Origin of the sequence: Nonomuraea rhodomycinica (genome assembly GCF_013363995.1) — a bacterium.
Taxonomy (GTDB): domain Bacteria; phylum Actinomycetota; class Actinomycetes; order Streptosporangiales; family Streptosporangiaceae; genus Nonomuraea; species Nonomuraea rhodomycinica.
The window spans coordinates 151009-168946 of sequence record NZ_JABWGO010000005.1 but is presented as its reverse complement, the minus strand read 5'-3'; the positions used below and the strand labels follow the sequence as shown (position 1 = coordinate 168946).

Here is a 17938-nt window from a genome sequence, read left to right as displayed (position 1 = left end):
ACGCCCGGGTCAGATCTTCACCGACACCGTGGACGGCAGCGGCGGCAGCATCTGCACCCGGGCCGAGCCGATGTCGAAGTACAGCCCGACCAGCTCCAGCCGCCCCGCCCGTACCTGCTCGTCCACCTTGCGGTGGGTGCGGAGGTTCTCGAGCTGCTGCTGCACGTTGATCCGGCAGAGCTGGTCGAGCGCCCGCGAGTCGAGCGGCCCGTCGGCGTTCTCGATGAACCTGGCCAGGCTGTGGTGGCCGTGCCGCAGCCAGCGCCGCATCCCCGGCAGGCTGCCCGCCTTCACCCCGCCGCTCAGCAGCCCGGCCATCGCCCCGCAGCCGGAGTGCCCGCACACGGTGATCGTGTGGACGCCCAGCACCTGCGTGGCGTACTCGATGGCCGCCACCACCGAGTCGTCGTGCGGCTCGGCGCCCCGGCGGGGCACCAGGTTGCCGATGTTGCGGACCGTGAACAGATCGCCCGGCCCGCTCGCCGTGATCAGGCTCGGCACCACCCGCGAGTCGGCGCACGTGATGAACAGGTGCGACGGCTGCTGCTTGTGGGCCAGCTCGGTGAGGATGGGCCGCACCAGCGGCGCCGTACGCCGGTGGAACTCCCGCGCGCCCGCCGTCAGCCGGCACTCGGGCCGGTCGGGCGGCCCCACCGGCGGCTCCGACGACGGCTCGGCCGAGGGCCGGACGGGCCGGCGGTGCCGGTGCGCCCACGGCAGCCACCACCGGTCGGGCGCCCGGGGCGGCTTCTTGGCCTGATAGGTACGGGCGCCGCTCGCGGCCAGCGCGTACCACTCGTCGTGCAACTCGTCGATCTCCACCGTGCCACCCGACCGCTCGTGGTTGAGCCGCCAGGAGTGGATGGCCTCGAAGGCGGCGTTGTCCATGAAGTCGATGTTGAGGTCGAGGTCCACGGCCGAGCGCGGCGGGATGGCGCGCAGCTCGTGGGTCAGCCGCGGCACCCCCAGGAACGTCAGCGACCCGCTGATCGACACGTGCCACCTCCCGTCGTCCACCGGCTCGTGCGTCTTGACCGTCACCCACGTCAGCCGCCGCAGCGCCATCACCGCGGCCAGCGCCAGGCCCGCCACCACGCCCTCGGCCAGGCCGAGCACGACGACCGCCAGCATGGTGATGACGTAGACCGGCACCTCGCCGTGGCCGTGGACCTTGCGGATGTGGCCGAGGTTGACCATCTGCACGCCGATGAACACCAGCAGCGCCGCCAGCGCCTCCACGGGGATGAGCTGGATCGTCCAGCCGAACCCCAGCGCGAACATCAGCACCCACACCCCGTGCAGCACCGCCGACGCGCGGCTGCGGGCCCCGGCCTGGACGTTGGCGGTGCTGCGCACGATCACCCCGGCCACCGGCAGGCCGCCGAGCGCGCCCGAGACCATGTTGGCCGCGCCCTGGCCGGTCAGCTCCTGGTCGAGGTCGGCGCGCGGCCCCGCGTGCATGCCGTCGACCGCCACCGAGCACAGCAGCGACTCGACGCCCGCGAGCAGCGCCACCAGCAGCACGGCGGCCACGATCTCGTGCCAGTCGCCCTGCGGCAGCACCGGGAACGCCCACGTGCCGAGGCTGCCCGACAGGTCGACCCGGGTGACGTCCCACTGGAACGCCCACGCGACGAGCGCGGCCACGAGCAGCGCCGCGAGCGGCGCGGGCACCACCCTGATCTGCTTCGGCAGCCGCGTCCACAGCGCGAGGACCGCGATCGTGAGCAGCCCGACCGCCACGGTGTGGCCGTGCATCGCGGCCACCTGGGCCGGCAGCTCCATGAGGTTGGCCAGGGCCGAGCGTTGCGGGCTTCCGCCGAGCACGATGTGCAGCTGGGACAGCGCGATCACCACGCCGACGCCCGCGAGCATGCCGTGGATGACGGCGGGGGAGACGGCCAGCGCCGCCCGGGCCGCCCGCAGCAGGCCCAGCACGAGCTGGACCGCCCCGGCCAGCAGAGTGATCATGCAGGTCGCCCGCCAGCCGTACGTCTGGACGAGGTCCGCCACCACCAGCGAGAGGCCGGCGGCGGGCCCGCTCACCTGGACGACGGAGCCGCCGAGCGCTCCGGCCACGACACCGCCCACGACGGCGGCTATGAGTCCTGCGGCGAGGGGGGCACCCGAGGCCATCGCGATGCCCAGGGAGAGCGGCACCGCGACGAGGAAGACCACGAGCGAGGCAGGCACATCGTACCTGAGAGTCCTCAGCACGTTACTGTGAGTGTCGCCGGTCATGCCGCAAACCCTAGTGCCCCGCCGGGGCGGGGCTTCAGGGTCGTCACCGGGTTTTACGGAATCCAGGGCTGACGCGGCGGCGCGCCTGGCTGCGACACCGGCCGCCGTCACTCTCGCCGAGCCGGGCGGGCCGTGGGAAGGACGTCCCGGGCGGGCCGTGGGAAGGACGTCCCGGGCGGGCCGTGGGAAGGACGTCCCGGGCGGGCCGCGAGAAGGGCGGCCCGGCGGGGGCCGGGAGAAGGACCTCCCGGCGGGGCCGCGAGGAGGCGGCCCCGGGCGGGATCAGCGGTAGTAGTCGGGGAAGTCCGGCTCGGGGGTGGCCCGGCGACGGCCTCGGCCGCCGCCGCTCTGGCCCGGACGCCGCCCCTCGGGCTTGCCGTACATCTCGTTGTAGGTCGGCCAGCCGCCGGTGCCGCCGGTGGACGGCGACTCGGGCCAGCCGGGACCGCCCGGCTGTCCGGCCGCGCCGGCGAAGTCGCCCGTCTCGTACGCGACGGACTGCGGCGCGGGCGGCGCCGACAGCACGTCGTCGTGGGGCGAGACCGCGCGCGCCGGCGCGGTCGGCACGCCCGTCGCCGGGGACGGGGCGGTCAGCGGGTCGCTGTCGTCGGCCACGGCCCAGCCGGCGCGCACCTCGTACGACGCCGGGTAGGAGCCGGACGGCTGCTGCGGCTGGAAGCCCGGCCACGACCCGGAAGGGCCGGAGGCGGGTGCGGGGGCCGGAGCCGGGGAGTCGTCCAGGATGTCGTGTGACGGCCAGGAGCCGGAGGCGGACGGGATGGCGGGGGTGGCAGGAGTGGCGGGGGTGGTCCACCCGGCGTCGAGGGCGTCGGCGGCGTTGTGGGCGGCCGGGAACGGGTCGCTCGTCGGCGCCCCGTGGATGGGGGCGACCGGCGTGGCGGGGAAGGAGCCGCTGCTCGCCGGGCTGAACGCGCCGCCCGCGGCGGCGAACGTGCCGGTCACCGGGCCGGTGGTGGGCAGCGGGCCGGTGGAGACGCCGTTGCTGGACAGGGAGCCGGGGGCGCCCACGGCCGGGAAGGAGCCGCTGGCGGTCGGGGTCCCGTTGGTCGACAGGGAGCCGGAGGGCAGCGGTTCGGGGCGGTTGGCCGGCACCGGCTTGGCGCCGGCGCCGAGGATGCTCATCACGTCGGCGGGCGGGGCCGAGAAGGTCACCGTGCGCTGGTCGGCCAGGTCGGACGCCGACGGCACGGGACGGGGCTGCGCGGGCTCGACCAGGTCGGCCAGGCCGGCCGTGGGAGCGGGGACGGGAGCGGCGGGCTCGCGGCGCGGCCGGTGCGGCAGCGGCGCCTGGACGGTGGTGGCGTCCGGGTCGGCGGCGGCCTGGCGGCGGGCGGGACGCTTGCGCTCGCCGGTGCGCTCGCGGCCGGCGGGTCGGGCCGCGGCGGGCCGCTCGGGCTCGGCGGGACGGACCGCCGCGGGCCGCTCGGGCTCGCGCTCGTCACGCTCGACGGGGCGGGCGGCGCCCTTGCGGGCCGCCACGGTGCCGCCGGCGCCGAAGCCGCCCTCGGTGGCGTCGCTGCGGATGGTCGCCCAGAACTCCTCGTCGTCCTCGTCGTTCGTCGGGTTGCCCCACTCGTCCACGCCGCGCTTGCCTCGCTGACCGGTGCGCACGGGTTTGGGCTTGACCTCGTCGATGGGGCTGAAGTCAGGGCTGAAGTTGGCCATGCGGGGTTCGTGGGCGGCGAATTCGTCCGTGGACCGAGCGTGCGTCTGCTCTTCCTTCTCGATCATCTGCTTCAGCCGCTCCGGAGGAAGCGAGCTCTCCCGCCGGCTCATCGAACGCATGCCCAGTGCCACGACAGCGATCACGAGGAGCACGACAGCGACCAGGCTGACTACGACCGCGATCATTGCACCACCCTCAAAGCCATGGCCTCCCTGTGGCGCCGGTGAGGTCGCGCGGCCATCGACGCGACCTGCCCCCATTGATCACCAGCGCCTGACAATTGGATCTGATTGTGTCGGACCACTGCGAGCGTTGTCACACCCTAAGCGAAGAATTGGTAACGATTACTACACCGGGTGTTTGGAACCTCACTCGATGTTCACCGCCGTCAGACGACCTCGGGCGATGGTCTTGTCGGCGATCTCCCGCAGGATCTCGGGGAGGGGAGCGCCCTCCTTGGCCTGCACCTTCGCCGACAGCGTGTAGACCGTGAAGCGGTAGCTCACGCCTCGCGCGCACGGAGGCTGGTAGCCCACCTTCCCGCTGGTCACCCGGGCCTGGCTGGAGCCGTCCGGAGGGTTCTCCGCCGCTCCGGGGCCCAGCTCGGTGGTGGTCGCGGGGATGTTGTACAGCACCCACTGCACGCCCGACTCGGACTGCGTGTGGGAGTCGACCACGATCGCGATCGACTTCGCCTGGGGGAGCGGCTCGCTGGACCAGCGCAGCGGCGGGCTGCCCTGGGTGCCCTCGCACGAGTACTCGCGCGGCAACGGCTCGCCCTCGCGCAGCTCGGGGCTGGAGACGTTGATCTGCGCGATCTCCTTGGCCTCCGATCTGCCCACCAGGAAACTGGCGCCGCATCCCGACATGGCCAGCATGGCCGTCACCGCTGTCACAGTGACAACGATGGATCCCATGCGTCCAGTCGTGTTACACAGCCCCATGTCGCATGATGCTACGCGGCCATGAGGCGTGCGCCGACCGTTTCGCGAAGGTCGGTGAATGGTAAAGAGACCCAAAGGGGCCAGAAACCCGACATCGAGACCGTGTATCCGCAGGCGAGCACCGTCTTCACCGCCCGGCCGCCCGCGAGACTCCGATTCCGGGGGACGGCGCCCGTTCTCGGCGAGGCCGGAGGGGCGTCCGGCGGAGATCGCCGGGGGGCGGCGCGGCTTAAGCTGGTTTGCGTGACCGCAACTGGCCCGCTACGGGATCCGGCGCACCGCGTCTCGCCCAAGGCCGTCCGGCTCTGGCTGATGGAGGCGTTGATCGCCTTCGTGCTGCTGATCGGCGGCTCGTACCTGGCCGGGGGGTGGGTCGGCGGGAGCGGGTGGCCGTGGGTGCCCGACTGGTTCGCGGCCCGGCCCTGGCTGCTGCCGGTCACCGTGGGGGTGCTGACGACGCCGTTCCTGGCGGCCGAGCCGTTCGTCCGCTACGCCGTGCACCGCTGGGAGCTGTCCGGGGACGTCGTGTACGCGCGGACCGGGTTCCTGACCAGGGAGTGGGTGTTCGTGCCGGTGAGCCGCATCCAGACGGTCGACAAGGCCCAGGGCTGGCTGGAGCGGGCGCTCGGGCTGGCGACGCTGGAGATCCGCACCGCCTCGCACGCGGGCTCGTCCACCATCAAGGGGCTGGACTACGCGGTGGCGGCGGGGCTGGCCGAGCGGCTGGCGCACCGCGCCGAGCAGCTCAGGGACGACGCCACATGACCCATCCCGCCCAGCCGCCCCAGGAACCCGCGCAGACGGGCCCGCCGTATCCGGGCCCCGCGCCGGTGGGCCCTGCGCCCGGGGGTCCGCCACCGGGTGGTCCGCCACCGGGTGGTCCGCCACCGGGTGGTCCGCCACCAGGTGGTCCGCCGCCGGGTGGTTCGCTGCCGGATGGTCCGCCGCCGATGGCCCGTGAGTCGGTCGCGCCGTTGCGGCTCAGTCCCAAGGTGCTGCTCATCGACCCCGTGCGGATGCTGCCGTCCCTGTTGCTGCCCCTGGTCGGCGTGCTGTTCGTGGGCGGCTTCTCCGGCCGCTCGTACGTCTGGGCGGCCGTCGGCCTCGCCGGCACCGTCGCGTTCGCCGTGGTCAGATGGGCCACGCTCACGTACGAGGTGCTGGGAGACCGGCTGGAGATCAGGCGCTCGCTCGTCAGCCGCTCCGTGCGCACCATCCCGCTCGAACGCATCCGCGGCGTGGACGTCTCCACCCCGCCCCTGCACCGGGTCCTCGGCCTGACCGTCCTCAAGATCGACACCGGGGCGAGCGGCGGCGACGAGGAGGGCAAGCTCGACGGCGTCACACCCGGGGAGGCCGAACGGCTGAAGGCCGTCCTGCTGCGCCGGGCCCGCCCAGCCGCCGCCGGCGTGCCCGCCTCGGCCGGCCCGCTCGCCGGGGAGGCACCCGCCGCGCGCCGCTCCGGCCGCACGATCATCGAGGTGCCGCGGGTGTGGCTGCTGTACGGCCCGCTGTCCGGCGCGTACCTGCTGACCCCGTTCGCGCTGGCCGGCGGCGCCGTCGGGCTGGCCTTCCAGTGGGGCAACGACCTGGGCTTCGGCCGCGACGCCGCCTGGACGGCCGGCGAATGGCTCTGGCGCCACCCGTACCTGCTGCTCGGGGTCGCCGTGCTGCTCGTGCTGGCGATGCCGTTCGCGGGCGGCCTCATGTACGCGGTGTTCAACTGGGACTTCCGGCTCATGGAGCGCGACGGGTACCTCGTGGCCGAGCGGGGGCTGGTCAACCGGCGCAGCGTGTCGCTGGAGTCCCGGCGGGTGCGCGGGTACGAGATCGTCGAAGGCTTCGCGGAGCGCTGGGCCGGAGTCGTCCGTGTCTGGGCGATCGTGACCGGACTCGGCGACTCGTCCACCCGCGGCCAGCTCCTGCCGGACGTGCCGCGGCCGGTCGCCTTCCGCGTCACGGCCGACGCCGTCGGACCCTACCGGGCCGGGCTGCGTCCCCACCCGCCCGTCGCCCGCAACCGCCGCCTGTTCCGCGCCGTCTTCCCGTGGGCGGCGCTCACCGTGCTGGCCGTGCTGGCGGAGGCGGTGACGGGGTCGCCGCTGTGGTGGTTCCTCGCCGTGCCCGCGCTGCTGCTGGCGCTCGTGGGCGTGCCGCTGGGGATCGACCGCTACCGGTCCCTGGGCCACGGTTACGACGGGGTACGGCTGGCGGTCCGCTCGGGCTCGCTCCGGCGCTCGCAGGCGGTGGTGGAACGGCGCGCGGTGGTGGGCTGGCGCGTCAGGCAGACGTGGTTCCAGCGGCGGGCCGGGGTGTTCACGCTGATCGCGGGGGTCGGGGCGGGGAAGGGCGGCTACGAGGCCGTGGACGTGTCCCGGGAGCAGGTGGTGGCGCTACCGGTCGAGGTGACGCCGGACTGGGTGACGCCGTTCCTGCCGGGGGCGGGTTCCGAAGGGCGGTCGTCTGTGGTGGCGGGTTCGGAGGGACGGCCGCCGGCACGGGCAGGCTCTCAGGAGCAGCCGCCGGTGGTGGCGGGTTCTGAGGAGTCGCCGTCTGTGGTGGCGGGGTCTGGGGAGAGGTCCTCCGCGGTGGCGCGTCCTGAGGCGAGGCCGCACGCCGGGGCGGGTGACGCGCCGGGAGGCGCCGTCGGCGGTGACGGCGCGGGACTGCCCCGGGCGTCCGACGACCAGGCGCCGGGCGGGGGCGCTTCGGCCTCCTGACGTGTACGCGCGGGAGGCGGTCCTGGGGACGCCGTGTCGTGGGCGTCGCCCAGGATGCCGCCTGATCCGTCGGCCCTGGTTCCTCGTCAGTCCTGGCGGCGGGCGCCGAACATGATCTCGTCCCAGGTGGGCACCGAAGCGCGGCGCCCCCTCGAACCCTTGCGCGCCTGCCGGGCCGCCGGCGCGGGCGGCGGCGAGGGCACCGGCACGGGGGACCCGTCCTTGTTTCGCTTGCCCCGGTCGTTGCGGGGGTCGGGCTTGGGCTCGTCCTTCGGGCCGGCCGCCTTGGGCTCGTCACCCTTCGCGGCGGCGTCCTTGTCGGCCTCGCCCGTGGTGGCGTCGTCCTTGGTGGCGTCGTCCTTGGTGGTGTCGCTCTTGTCCGTGTCGGTCTTCGGCGTGTCGGTCTTGGCCGTGTCCTCGCGGGCGGCGTCGTTCACCTGAGCCGTCTCCTCCATCTGGGGGGATGGCTGTGGGGTGGGCGCCGGCTTCGGCTTGGGTACGGGCGGGCTCGACTCTTCCGAGGCCGCCGACGTCGCCGCACCGGTCGTGGCTGCGGGCGTCTCGGTGGCAGGCGTGGTGACAGGCGCGCTGCCGGGTTCGGTGACCGGGGTCGCCGGAGGCGCGTCAGCCGTCGGGGTGGCGGCCTGGGGCTCCTCGGCGGCCGTGGTGGTGGCGGGTGTGGTGGACTCGGTGCCGCTGTCGGCCGCGGTGTCGTCGGCTGACGTCTGGGCGGTGGGTGTCTCGGTGGCGGGCGTCGTGGTGGCGGGCGTCGTGGTGCTGGGCTCGGCGGCGGGCGCGTCGGGCGTCTCGGCGGTGGGTGTGCTGCCGGGCTCGGTGGCCGGAGCCTCCGGAGACGCGTCGGCGGTCGGGGTGGCCGGGGGCTCCTCAGTAGGCGCCGTGGCGGCCTGGGGCTCCTCGGCGGTCGTGGTGGTCGCGGGTGTGGTGGACTCGGTGCCGCTGTCGGCCGCGGTGTCGTCGGCTGACGTCTGGGCGGTGGGTGTCTCGGTGGCGGGCGTCGTGGTGCTGGGCTCGGCGGCGGGCGCGTCGGGCGTCTCGGCGGCCGGTGTGCTGCCGGGCTCGGTCGCCGGAGCCTCCGGAGACGCGTCGGCGGTCGGTGTGGCGTGGGCGGCCGAAGGCGCGTCGGCGGTCGCTGCGGCCGGGGCTGCCGTAGGCACGTCGGCCGTCGGGGTGGCGGCAGATGCCTCAGCGACCTGAGGCTCCTCGGCGGTCGTGGTGGCCGGCGCCTCAGCGACCTGAGGCTCCTCGGCGGTCGTGGTGGCCGGCGCCTCAGCGGCCGGCGTGGCCTGGGCGGCGGAAGGCACCTCAGCGGTCGGCGCGTCGGCGGACGCCGTGACCGGCTGCGCGACGGGTGCAGTGGTGGGCTCGGTGACCGGTGCGCCGGCGGGCTCCGTGGTGGGCGTGGGCGTGGACTCGGCAGCCGGCTCACCGGTGGGCTCGCTCGCAGCGGGCGGGGCGGCATCCGGCCGCGTGGCCTCATCCGGCTGGATCGCGGCCTGGGTGGCGTGGTCCGGCTGAGCCTCGGGCTGCGCGGCCTCGGAGGGCGCCGTTGCCGGTGACGTCTCGGCGGCAGGCGCCGCCTCCGAAGGCGCCTCCGTTCCGGTCGAGGCGGCGGCCGGGACAGCGGTTTCGGGCGAGGCCGGCGTGTCGGCTCCCGCGGGCGCCTGCCCCGCGACCGCCTCGGGCGAACTCTGCCCAGGAACGGTCTCAGAGCCCGAGATCTGTCCAGGAATGGTCTCGGATGACGTCTGTCCAGGTACGGCCGCCGACGAGGGCTCGGGAGTCCGGCCCGTGTCGGCAGGCTGCGGCGTGACCGGCAGGAACGCCGGGGTCGGCTGGCTGGACGGCTGGCTCGGCGTCTGGCTGGACGGCGTGCCAGGGGACGCGTCCGCGGGACGCTGCTGGGATGTGTCAGCCGGGCGCGGCGGGAACGTGTCGGCCGGGCGCGGCTGGGACGGGTGCGGCGCGGGCGCGTAGTACGCCTCGGCCTCGTGCCCGGTGCCGCGGTCGCTCGTACGGCCGGCGCCGAAGTCCGGCAGCCACGCCGGGGCGCCGCCACGGCGGGAGGCGTCACCGGGACGGGACTGCGCGCCCCCGCGGTCGCCCGCTGCCCCGGCGCCCGGAACACCGCGTTCCGCGCCCTCGTGGTCCCCGGAGCCGGCGGCGCCCGAGGCGGACGCGCCGGAGGAGGAGCCAGAGGACGAACCCGGGGAACGGTCGAAGCCGAACTCGCCGGGCGGCCGGGTGTAGATGCCCTCCGTGCCGCGCGCCGGAGCGGGGAAGCCCACCGCGGGCTCCTCCGGCTCCGCGTCGCGCCGTGCCGCCGAGGGGAACGGCACCGGGTCGGCGGAGGCCAGCGGCGGCACCGGCTGCAGCTTGGCCACCCGCGGCGTGAACGGCGTGACCGTGGTGTCCTCCACCGGAGGGCTCGGGTCGAAGTCGGCCGACGACAGCCGCATCGCCTCGTCGTCGTGGGGGCTCACGTGGCGGCGGCGCGGGTCGAAGAGCCATTCGGCGTGGCGCGTGTGACCGTTCCACACGTAGCCGAGCTTGACGCGCCAGAGGCCGTCGTCGCGCTTGGCGGAGTCCCAGTCGATCTCGTCGGTGGGCACGCCACGGCGGGTGAGCCGCTCGGCGACCAGCTCGCCGAGCGTGGGGCCGGACGAGGACTCGCCGGGCATGCGGACGGCGACGCGCTGCGCCTGCTGGGCGACGTACTCGCGCTCCTGGAGCACCGGTCCCTCGAACCAGCGGACGCGTTCGACCGGGATGCCGGCGGTCGCGGCGATCTCCTCCGCGGTCTCTCCCGCGCGGATGCGCGCCTGGATCTCCTTGGGGCGCAACGGACTCTCCACTTCGATCTCGTACTGGCCGAGACGGGAGAAGTTGCCGCGGACGGCAGCACGGAGCCGGTCGTCCACGGGAAGTGTGAAGCGGGTGCCTCGCCCGGCAGTCGCCAGCACGAGATAGGTGCCGTCCTCACTTACCGCGACGAGTCGGAGCTCCTGCATGCGAGTCCCTTCGTCAGCGTGCTCATTCTTCCCCCGGACCCTTGAGTCTCTCGCGTGTGCCGGTTGCCTGCCAGCACCGTACCCGGCATGTCCGAACATCGCCTTCCTGGGATAGCCCCGGGACGATGTGACGCCGGTCACATTTGTCGTTTCCATCCTTTTCAGAGCCCGCCGGTCCGGAGAGTCCTCGACGGATTCTGGCGAATGGCGGCCGTTCCCGCCGTCCACTTCGGCGAAGAGGCACGAGTGGAGGGAAAGGTGGAGAGGTGGAGCCCCGGGTCTGGGAGGTCGCCGACGCGGGAGGTCCGGTCGTGGGGGCGAAGATTGCGGACGGCGGCGGCGGCCTCCTCGGGGCTCGTCGCGACGGGGACGCCGGCGCGGGCGAGCCGCCGCACGGCCGTGTCCAGCGTCGCCGACCCGGTGGTACGGGTGCTCGACCCCGTGGCCGGCAAGGTCCAGCCCGCGGACGGTGAGGTCGTCCCTGTGGCAGGTGATGTCGAACCCGTGGTATGCGACCCCGGGCCGGAGTGCGTGGGGGTGGCGGTGACGCCGAGGACGGTGACGGCGGGCCGGCGGGCATGCCGGCGCACCCAGTCGAGCCCGGCGATCGTGTCCGAGAGGCTGCCGGTCGCGCCGCAGCCCAGCACTCGCACCGAGGCGATCCCGGCCCGCGGCGCCACCCCGTGCTCCCGCCCCGCGACCAGGCGCGCCGCGCGCGTGCCGTGGCCGGTGCAGTCGTCGCCGGTGCCGCCCGTGGCGTCGAACGCGTGCCAGGCCCGGTCCCCGAACTCCTCCCGGTCCACGTCCAGACCGCTGTCAACCACGTACACCGTCACCCCGCCGCCCGCGGAGGCGTCCCGCTCGGCGTTCCCCGGTGTGGCGGCCCGCTGGGGGAGCGGCCAGGTCGGCACGTCCGGCTCGACGGCCCGTACGCGCGGGTCGGCGCGCAGTTCGCCCACCTCGGAGGCGGTCAGCCACGTCGCGAACCCCGGCAGCGCCGCCGTGTAGTACCGCCGCACCCGCCAGCGCACCTCGCCGACGAGATCACGCGCGGCGGCCCGGTCCCGCGCCGTCACGAGGTACGGCCGGGCGTTCTCGGCCAGGACGGGGCGGGCGGCCACTCCCGAGGCGGCCGTCATCGCGGGGGACGCCACCGTGGCCGCGGCCGTCGCCACGGCGGCGGCGACGTACACGGACCTGACGCGGAAGGCGCGCCTGACGCGGAAGGCGGACCTGACACCGAACACGGGCCGGACACGCAGGACCGGCCGGACACGCAAGAGGGGGCCACGCGTGCACGTCAGGGGGACACGCGGGTCGACGCGCTCGAAGCGCGGGCCTGATCGTCGGAGCACGAGCCCTGAGGGTGCCTGTCACCCAGGTCACAGGAACAACAGGACACGCGCTCGCGTCTATTCACGAGGAAGCTCTTTACCTAACGCATGACGAGAGAGAGGACTGATCCGAGGCATGGGCGGCGAGCAGCGGAAGTTCGAGCTGAGCGTGCCGCAGATCGGGGGAAGCGCCCTCGCGTCGGTGACGGCCGCGGTGGCGGCGTCCTACCTGGGGGTCGCGGGAACGGTGATAGGCGCCGCCGTGGTCAGCGTGGCCAGCACGGTCGGCACCGCGGTCTACACGCACTATCTCAAGCAGACCGGCGACCAGGTCATCCGGCGGACGTCGATCGTCCGGCGCCGCCAGGAGTGGGAGGACGGAGACCAGGAGGGCGCGGAGCAGGGCGCGCTCGCCACAGCCGTTCAGGCCACAACCGTTCAGGCCACAGCCGTTCAGACCACAACCGTTCAGGCCACCGCCGTTCAAGCCGCAGCCGTTCAGCCCGCCGCCGCTCACCCGGGCGTGCGGGAGGCCGGGCGGGGCGCTGCGGCGGACGACGCGACCGTGGTGATGCCCGCCGTGACCGCCTCCACCGCACTCGCCCCCGCCGCGCTCCCGTCCGCCACCGAGGCGACCGCACCCCTTCCCGCGCAGGCCGCCGTCACCGCGGCGCTCCCCGCGCAGACCCGTGACGTCACCGCCGCGCTTCCCGCGCAGGCTCGTGACGTCACCGCGGCGCTTCCCGCACAGGCCGGCACCGCCACAACGCCGCTTCCCCCGCAAGCCGCCGACGTCACCGCGGCGCTTCCGGCGCACCCCGGCCCCGGCGCCGCTCCGCCCCCCGCGGTCACCCGCGCCCCTCTGCGGCGCGTGCCCGCCTGGGGGAAGGTGGCCGTGGCCGCGGGCGTGGTGTTCGGGGTCAGCATGGGCAGCATCCTCGCCTACCAGGGCCTCGCCCACACGACGGTCCACGAGCAGCTCACCGGCCAGGTGCCCGCCGCCAAGCAGAAGGTCGCCCCGGTACGCCGGGACGACGGCGGCCACGACCCCGCCCCGCGGGCCAGCGCGCCCGTCCCCACCAGGGACGACCGCACCGCCACCGCCGAGCCCGCGACGCCCAGCGCCACCCCCAGCCCCACGGCGACGCCCTCGCGCACCCGGGCCACGAGCACCGCCACGGCCACGCCCACCCCCGCCCCGACGGGCACGCGCACGCAGACCGGCCCGGCCCGCCCGACCGAGTCCGCCACGAGCGCGCCGCCGGAGGAGCCCACCGAGCCGGACGTGGGGCAGGAGGAGCCGCGGCCCGACACCGACGAGGTCATCCCGCAGTGAGGGTCAGGGGCCGAGGACCTGGTCCAGGTAGTCGTTGGCGAACAGGCGGTCCGGGTCCAGCCGGTCGCGCAGGGCCAGGAAGTCCGCGAAGCGGGGGTAGACGCCCTTCAGGTACGCGGCGTCCCGCGTGTGCAGCTTGCCCCAGTGCGGCCGTCCGCCCAGCCGGACCATGATCTCCTCGACGCCCTCGAAGTACGCCGGGTGCGGGGTCGGCCGGTACATGTGGCAGGCGATGTACCCGGTCGCCCGCCCGTACGCGGTGGACAGCCACGCGTCGCTCGGCGGCGACACGCGCACCTCCACCGGGAAGGTGATCTTCCAGTCCATCCGGTCGACCAGGTCGCGGGTCTCGCGCAGCGCCTGGGCGAGGTGTTCGCGCGGCACGGCGTACTCCATCTCCAGGAACCGCACGTCGCGCCGGGAGGTGAAGACCCGGTAGGAGGCGTCGACCGCCTCGGAGTCGCCGAGCGCCGCCGCGCTGACGGCGTTGATGCGCGGGATGAGCGCGGGGAAGCGGGCGCCGGTGGCGCAGGCGGCGCCGAAGAGGGTGTTCTCCAGGAAGACGTTGTCCAGCCAGTGCTTGAACGCGCCGGGCGGGCTGGGCGGCCCCGGGTCGCGGTTGTTGGTCTTGACCAGGCACGCGTCGGTGTGCGGCAGCCAGAAGAAGTCGAGGTGCTCGTTGCCGGCGGTGATCTGGTCGAGCGTGTCGAGGATGCCGGTCAGGGTGGCCCGGCGGCGCCGGTTGCGCAGCAGGAACGCGGGCTCCACCCGGAACGTCACGGCGGTCAGCACGCCGAGCGCCCCCAGCCCGACCCGGGCGGCGTCGAACAGGTCGTCGCCGGGGACGGCCGTGGTCAGGGAGCCGTCGGCGAGCACCAGCTCCAGCTCGGTGACCTGGTCGGCGAGGCCGCCGCTGTCGCGGCCCGTGCCGTGGGTGCCGGTCTGGATGGCGCCGGCGACGGTCTGCTCGGTGATGTCGCCCATGTTGGCCAGGGCCAGGCCGCGCTCGTGCAGCCGCTCGTTGAGGAGCTTGAGCGGCGTGCCGGCGAGCACGGTGACGCGGTCGCCGTCGAAGGAGCGCACGCCGCTGAGCGCCGTGGGCCGCAGCAGGAGGCCGTCGGTGAGGGCCACCCCGGTGAAGGAGTGGCCCGTTCCGACCATGCGGACGCGCCGCCCGGCCGCGGCGGCGTCGCGCACCGCGCGCGCGACCTCCTCCGCCGAGGCGGGCGTGCGCACCTCGTGAGGGGTGACCGACTGGTTGCGGGCCCAGTTCGTGAAGACCATGGACACCCCTTCGAGGCTCGTTCCGTCAAACGTGAACGATACTCAGTTTTGCCAGCCTTCCGGAAGCGGGAAGGCGTCGCCGGGCTGGAGGTTCTGCCGCTTCACGACGTCCGACACCGTGACCAGGTGGTAACCCTTGGCCTGCAGCGTCTTGATCAGCGACGGCATGGCGTCCACGGTCTGCTTCACCCAGTCGTGCATGAGGATGATGCCGTCCTGCTCGGCCACCGCCAGCGTCTGCTTCTTGATGGAGTCGACGTTCTTGGTGTCCCAGTCGCGGGAGCCGGCCGTCCAGAGGATGATCGGCATGTCGAACTCGGCGGCGACCTCGGAGACCTGGATGTCGGCCAGCCCGTACGGCGGGCGCAGCAGCTTGGGCTCGACGCCCGCGGCCTTCTTCACGGCGTCCTGCGTCTTCTGGATCTCGTTCCGGATGGCCGCCGGTTCGAGCTTGGTGAAGTCAGGATGCGTGTAGCTGTGGTTGCCGACCTCGTGGCCCTCCTGGACCATGCGCTTGACGTAGGCCGGACGGGCCTTCACGTACTGGCCCTCCAGGAAGAACGTCGCCTTGGCGTCGTACTTCTTGAGCGTGTCGAGGAGCGTGCCCGCGTACTTGCCGGGGCCGTCGTCGAAGGTCAGCGCGAGGCACTTGACCTGCTCGCAGTCCACCGGCGTCTTCTTGGCGGCCACCGCCGGCTTGGGGGCCGGCGTGGGGGTCGGGGTCTGGGCCAGCGCGGGCACCGGTGTCAGGGCGAGCGTGACAGCCGCGATGGCCAGTAGTGAACTCTTTTGTCGGGACATAACGAAAAGCATCCAATGTGAAGGGTGTTGCGAGGGATGTCCCGACGTTAGCGGATCACCTCTCGGCCGGTGAAGCCGCTTCGGGAAGTCTCAGCAAACCCGAACCTGCCGCGCCCACGAGCGCCGCCAGGAACGCGGCGGCCAGAGCGAAGAGGTACGCGTGTGACGCGCCGACCGCTTCGGTGAGCCGGCCGCCGGCCCACGCGCCGAGCGCCACCCCGAACCCGATGGAGGTGGAGATCCAGGCCATCCCCTCCGTGAGCAGGGACGGCGGCACCAGCCGCTCGGTCAGCGAGAAGCCCGTGATGAGCGTCGGCGAGATCGCCAGCCCGGCCAGGAAGAGGAAGCCCGCCATGACCCACGGGGCGCCGATGAACGTCAGCGGCGTCAGCCCCGCCACGAACACCGCGAGCGCCCGCAGGAAACGCCCGCGCAGCGAGATCCTCCAGTGCCGCGACCCGAACCACAGGCCCGAGACCATCGACCCGCCCGCGAACGCCGCCAGCAGGAACCCGGCCGCCCCCTTCACGCCGTGCTCCTCGGCGAACGCCACCGTGATCAGGTCCACCGAGCCGAACACCGCGCCGAGCCCCAGGTAGACGCAGGCCAGCAGGGCGACGCCGGGGATGAGGATGGGCGTGCCGCCGCCGCCCCGGACGGCCTGCACGGGCGGCTGCGTCCCCCGCTGCCCGGCCAGCGCCAGCGACCCGCCGAGCATGCACACCAGCGCCACCGTCAGCCCCGCGTACGGGTTGATCTCGGTGGCGAGGACGGTGACCAGCGCCGGACCCGTGACGAAGATCACCTCGTCGACCACGGACTCGAACGCGAACGCCGTGTGCAGCCGCGGCGAGCCGCCGTGCAGGGCCGACCAGCGGGCCCGCACCATCGAGCCGAGCGACAACGAGGTGGCGCCGACCAGCAGCGCCGCGGCGTACAGCGTCCACTCGGGCAGGCGCAGCCCCGCGCTCAGCATGAGCGCGGCCAGCGCGAGCGCGTTGAGCGAGGCCAGGGGGACGATGATGCGGGTCTGGCCGAAGCGGTCCACGAGCCGCCCGCTCATCGGGGCGGCGACCGCGAAGGAGAGGTTCGTGGTGGCGGCCACGGCGCCGGCCGTGGCGTACGACTCGGTGAGCCCCGAGATCAGCAGCACGATGCCGATGCCCAGCATGGACATCGGCATCCGGCCGACGAATCCGGCCAGCACGAATCCCTTGACGCCGGGCCCGTCGAACAACCCCCGGTAAGGCCCGACCACCTCATACCCTCCTGTCGTCGCCCGCCCACCTTGTCATGGGCGATGTCCGTTCGGCACCGGATTTTCCCGCCGATTCGGCTAACGTGTCCCGCGTGTCCGATCTTCCCCTCCGCTCCACGCTCCTCGTGGCGGCCACCGTCGCCGTCCTGACGGCGCTCGGCGGGGGAGTGGCCGTGCTGCTCGGCGGGGACCCGCACGACGTCGCGGCCCGCGAGCCCGTACGGCAGGCCCGCCTCGGCGAACGGCAGCAGGTGCGCCTCGACCAGCTCGTCCCCACCACCGCGCCGGTCAAAAGCGACACCGGCCAGGCGACCGGCGGCCCCGGCGTCACCGTGACGCCGCCCAGCGTCATCGCCATCGCCCGCGGCGAGGTGCCCAAACGGACCCGCCTCGCCCTGGCCGAGGTCAAGCACGTGGAGAAGGTCGCCGTCGTGGACGCGGGCGCCGTCCAGGTGTCCGGGACCCCGCTCAACCTGCTCGCCGTGGACCCCGTCGTCTTCCGGTCGTGGACGCCGAAGGCCGTCGCCGCGCACCCGGGCGTCTGGAGCGCCATCGGGCGCGGCGAGCTGGTCGCCGACGCCGCCGCCACCCGCCGGCTGGGCCTCGCCCTGGGCGCGGAGTACCAGGTGGACGGCGGACCCCGGCTGCGCGTCGGCGCCTCCGCCACGCTCGGCCTGCGCGGCGTGGACGGCCTGGTGAGCACCGAGCGCGGCCAGGAGCTGCGGATGGCCCGCGGCGTCGCGGTGCTGCTGCACGGCAAGGGCGCGATCAGCCGGGCGAGCGTGCGCAAGCTGCTGGGCGCCGGCTCGCAGGTCGTCTCCCTCGTCCCGGAGCGGCGGAAGAAGGCCCGCACCCCCGCCACCGCCCCGACCGCCGGACCGCCCACGACCGGGCCGGCCACCGGCGGCCGCCCCTCCAGCTACCTGGAGCTGTACAGGCAGTCGGCCACCCGCTGCCCCGGCCTGTCGTGGACGGTGCTGGCGGCCATCGGCCAGGTCGAGAGCTCGCACGGCCGCAACAACGGGCCGTCCAGCGCAGGGGCGCTCGGGCCGATGCAGTTCATGCCCGCCACCTGGAAGGTGTACGGCGTGGACGGCGACGGCGACGGCAAGAGCGACATCTGGAGCCCGTACGACGCGGTGCCCGGAGCCGCCAACTACCTGTGCGCCAACGGCGCCGGCAAGGGCGGCCAGAAGCTGCGCAAGGCGATCTGGTTCTACAACCACTCCTGGGACTACGTGAACAAGGTCCTGGGCGTCGCCGAGGGGTACGCCCGCGCCTACGCGTCCTGACCGGCGTCCGCC

12 protein-coding genes are annotated in these 17938 nt (G+C 74.2%); 4 read left to right on the top strand and 8 right to left on the bottom strand.

The genetic code is table 11. The features are described 5' to 3' along the window. Positions 1 to 9: 9 nt before the first annotated feature. From HT134_RS22290 to HT134_RS22280, 3 genes are all read right to left on the bottom strand, one after another. Entirely contained in the window at positions 10 to 2241 is a 2232-nt protein-coding gene (locus HT134_RS22290) for a SulP family inorganic anion transporter (RefSeq protein WP_175602385.1), read from the bottom strand. Positions 2242 to 2523: 282 nt separating this feature from the next. Further along, a complete protein-coding gene (locus HT134_RS22285; protein WP_175602384.1) occupies positions 2524 to 4113 on the bottom strand; it encodes a hypothetical protein in 1590 nt (529 codons plus the stop codon). 183 nt (positions 4114 to 4296) lie between these two features. Further along, entirely contained in the window at positions 4297 to 4824 is a 528-nt protein-coding gene (locus HT134_RS22280) for a YbhB/YbcL family Raf kinase inhibitor-like protein (protein ID WP_312888330.1), read from the bottom strand. Between the two features lie 291 nt (positions 4825 to 5115). Between HT134_RS22280 and HT134_RS22275 the strand changes: the two genes are divergently transcribed. Both HT134_RS22275 and HT134_RS22270 read left to right on the top strand, forming a co-directional pair. Further along, on the top strand, positions 5116 to 5637 hold the full coding sequence (locus HT134_RS22275; RefSeq protein ID WP_312888329.1) for a PH domain-containing protein: 522 nt from the start codon (positions 5116 to 5118) through the stop codon (positions 5635 to 5637). Between the two features lie 185 nt (positions 5638 to 5822). Further along, on the top strand, positions 5823 to 7592 hold the full coding sequence (locus tag HT134_RS22270) for a PH domain-containing protein (RefSeq protein WP_217708203.1): 1770 nt from the start codon (positions 5823 to 5825) through the stop codon (positions 7590 to 7592). 86 nt (positions 7593 to 7678) lie between these two features. Here the strand turns inward: HT134_RS22270 and sepH are convergent, their stop codons facing one another. Together sepH and HT134_RS22260 are read right to left on the bottom strand one after the other, a co-directional pair. Then, on the bottom strand, positions 7679 to 10621 hold the full coding sequence (sepH, locus tag HT134_RS45805) for a septation protein SepH (protein WP_246364966.1): 2943 nt from the start codon (positions 10619 to 10621) through the stop codon (positions 7679 to 7681). Between the two features lie 161 nt (positions 10622 to 10782). Next, the gene (locus HT134_RS22260; RefSeq protein WP_175602382.1) at positions 10783 to 11868 is read right to left on the bottom strand and encodes a S8 family serine peptidase; all 1086 of its coding nucleotides are present in this window, start codon (positions 11866 to 11868) and stop codon (positions 10783 to 10785) included. A gap of 223 nt (positions 11869 to 12091) precedes the next feature. On the opposite strand from HT134_RS22260, the gene HT134_RS22255 reads away from it, so the two are divergent. Then, a complete protein-coding gene (locus HT134_RS22255) occupies positions 12092 to 13291 on the top strand; it encodes a hypothetical protein (protein ID WP_175602381.1) in 1200 nt (399 codons plus the stop codon). A 3-nt stretch (positions 13292 to 13294) separates the two neighbouring features. Here HT134_RS22255 and HT134_RS22250 read toward each other — a convergent pair whose 3' ends face one another. From HT134_RS22250 to HT134_RS22240, 3 genes are read right to left on the bottom strand one after another with little or no spacing between them, the layout of a single operon-like run. Beyond that, positions 13295 to 14575 (bottom strand): D-arabinono-1,4-lactone oxidase, encoded by a 1281-nt coding sequence (locus HT134_RS22250; protein ID WP_175602380.1) that lies wholly within the window; start codon positions 14573 to 14575, stop codon positions 13295 to 13297. 42 nt (positions 14576 to 14617) lie between these two features. Continuing rightward, a complete protein-coding gene (locus HT134_RS22245) occupies positions 14618 to 15376 on the bottom strand; it encodes a polysaccharide deacetylase family protein (protein WP_175602379.1) in 759 nt (252 codons plus the stop codon). A gap of 55 nt (positions 15377 to 15431) precedes the next feature. Further along, complete coding sequence (locus HT134_RS22240; protein ID WP_175602378.1) at positions 15432 to 16634, bottom strand: MFS transporter; 1203 nt, start codon at positions 16632 to 16634, stop codon at positions 15432 to 15434. A 92-nt stretch (positions 16635 to 16726) separates the two neighbouring features. Between HT134_RS22240 and HT134_RS22235 the strand changes: the two genes are divergently transcribed. Continuing rightward, positions 16727 to 17926 (top strand): lytic transglycosylase domain-containing protein, encoded by a 1200-nt coding sequence (locus tag HT134_RS22235; protein WP_312888328.1) that lies wholly within the window; start codon positions 16727 to 16729, stop codon positions 17924 to 17926. Positions 17927 to 17938 lie beyond the last annotated feature (12 nt).

Excerpts from the sequence above, each read along its gene's own strand:
- HT134_RS22285 (WP_175602384.1), bottom strand. The coding sequence starts at position 4,113 with ATGATCGCGGTCGTAGTCAGCCTGGTCGCTGTCGTGCTCCTCGTGATC.
- sepH (WP_246364966.1), bottom strand. The coding sequence starts at position 10,621 with ATGCAGGAGCTCCGACTCGTCGCGGTAAGTGAGGACGGCACCTATCTC.
- HT134_RS22270 (WP_217708203.1), top strand. The coding sequence starts at position 5,823 with ATGGCCCGTGAGTCGGTCGCGCCGTTGCGGCTCAGTCCCAAGGTGCTG.
- HT134_RS22250 (WP_175602380.1), bottom strand. The coding sequence starts at position 14,575 with ATGGTCTTCACGAACTGGGCCCGCAACCAGTCGGTCACCCCTCACGAG.
- HT134_RS22255 (WP_175602381.1), top strand. The coding sequence starts at position 12,092 with ATGGGCGGCGAGCAGCGGAAGTTCGAGCTGAGCGTGCCGCAGATCGGG.
- HT134_RS22245 (WP_175602379.1), bottom strand. The coding sequence starts at position 15,376 with ATGTCCCGACAAAAGAGTTCACTACTGGCCATCGCGGCTGTCACGCTC.
- HT134_RS22290 (WP_175602385.1), bottom strand. The coding sequence starts at position 2,241 with ATGACCGGCGACACTCACAGTAACGTGCTGAGGACTCTCAGGTACGAT.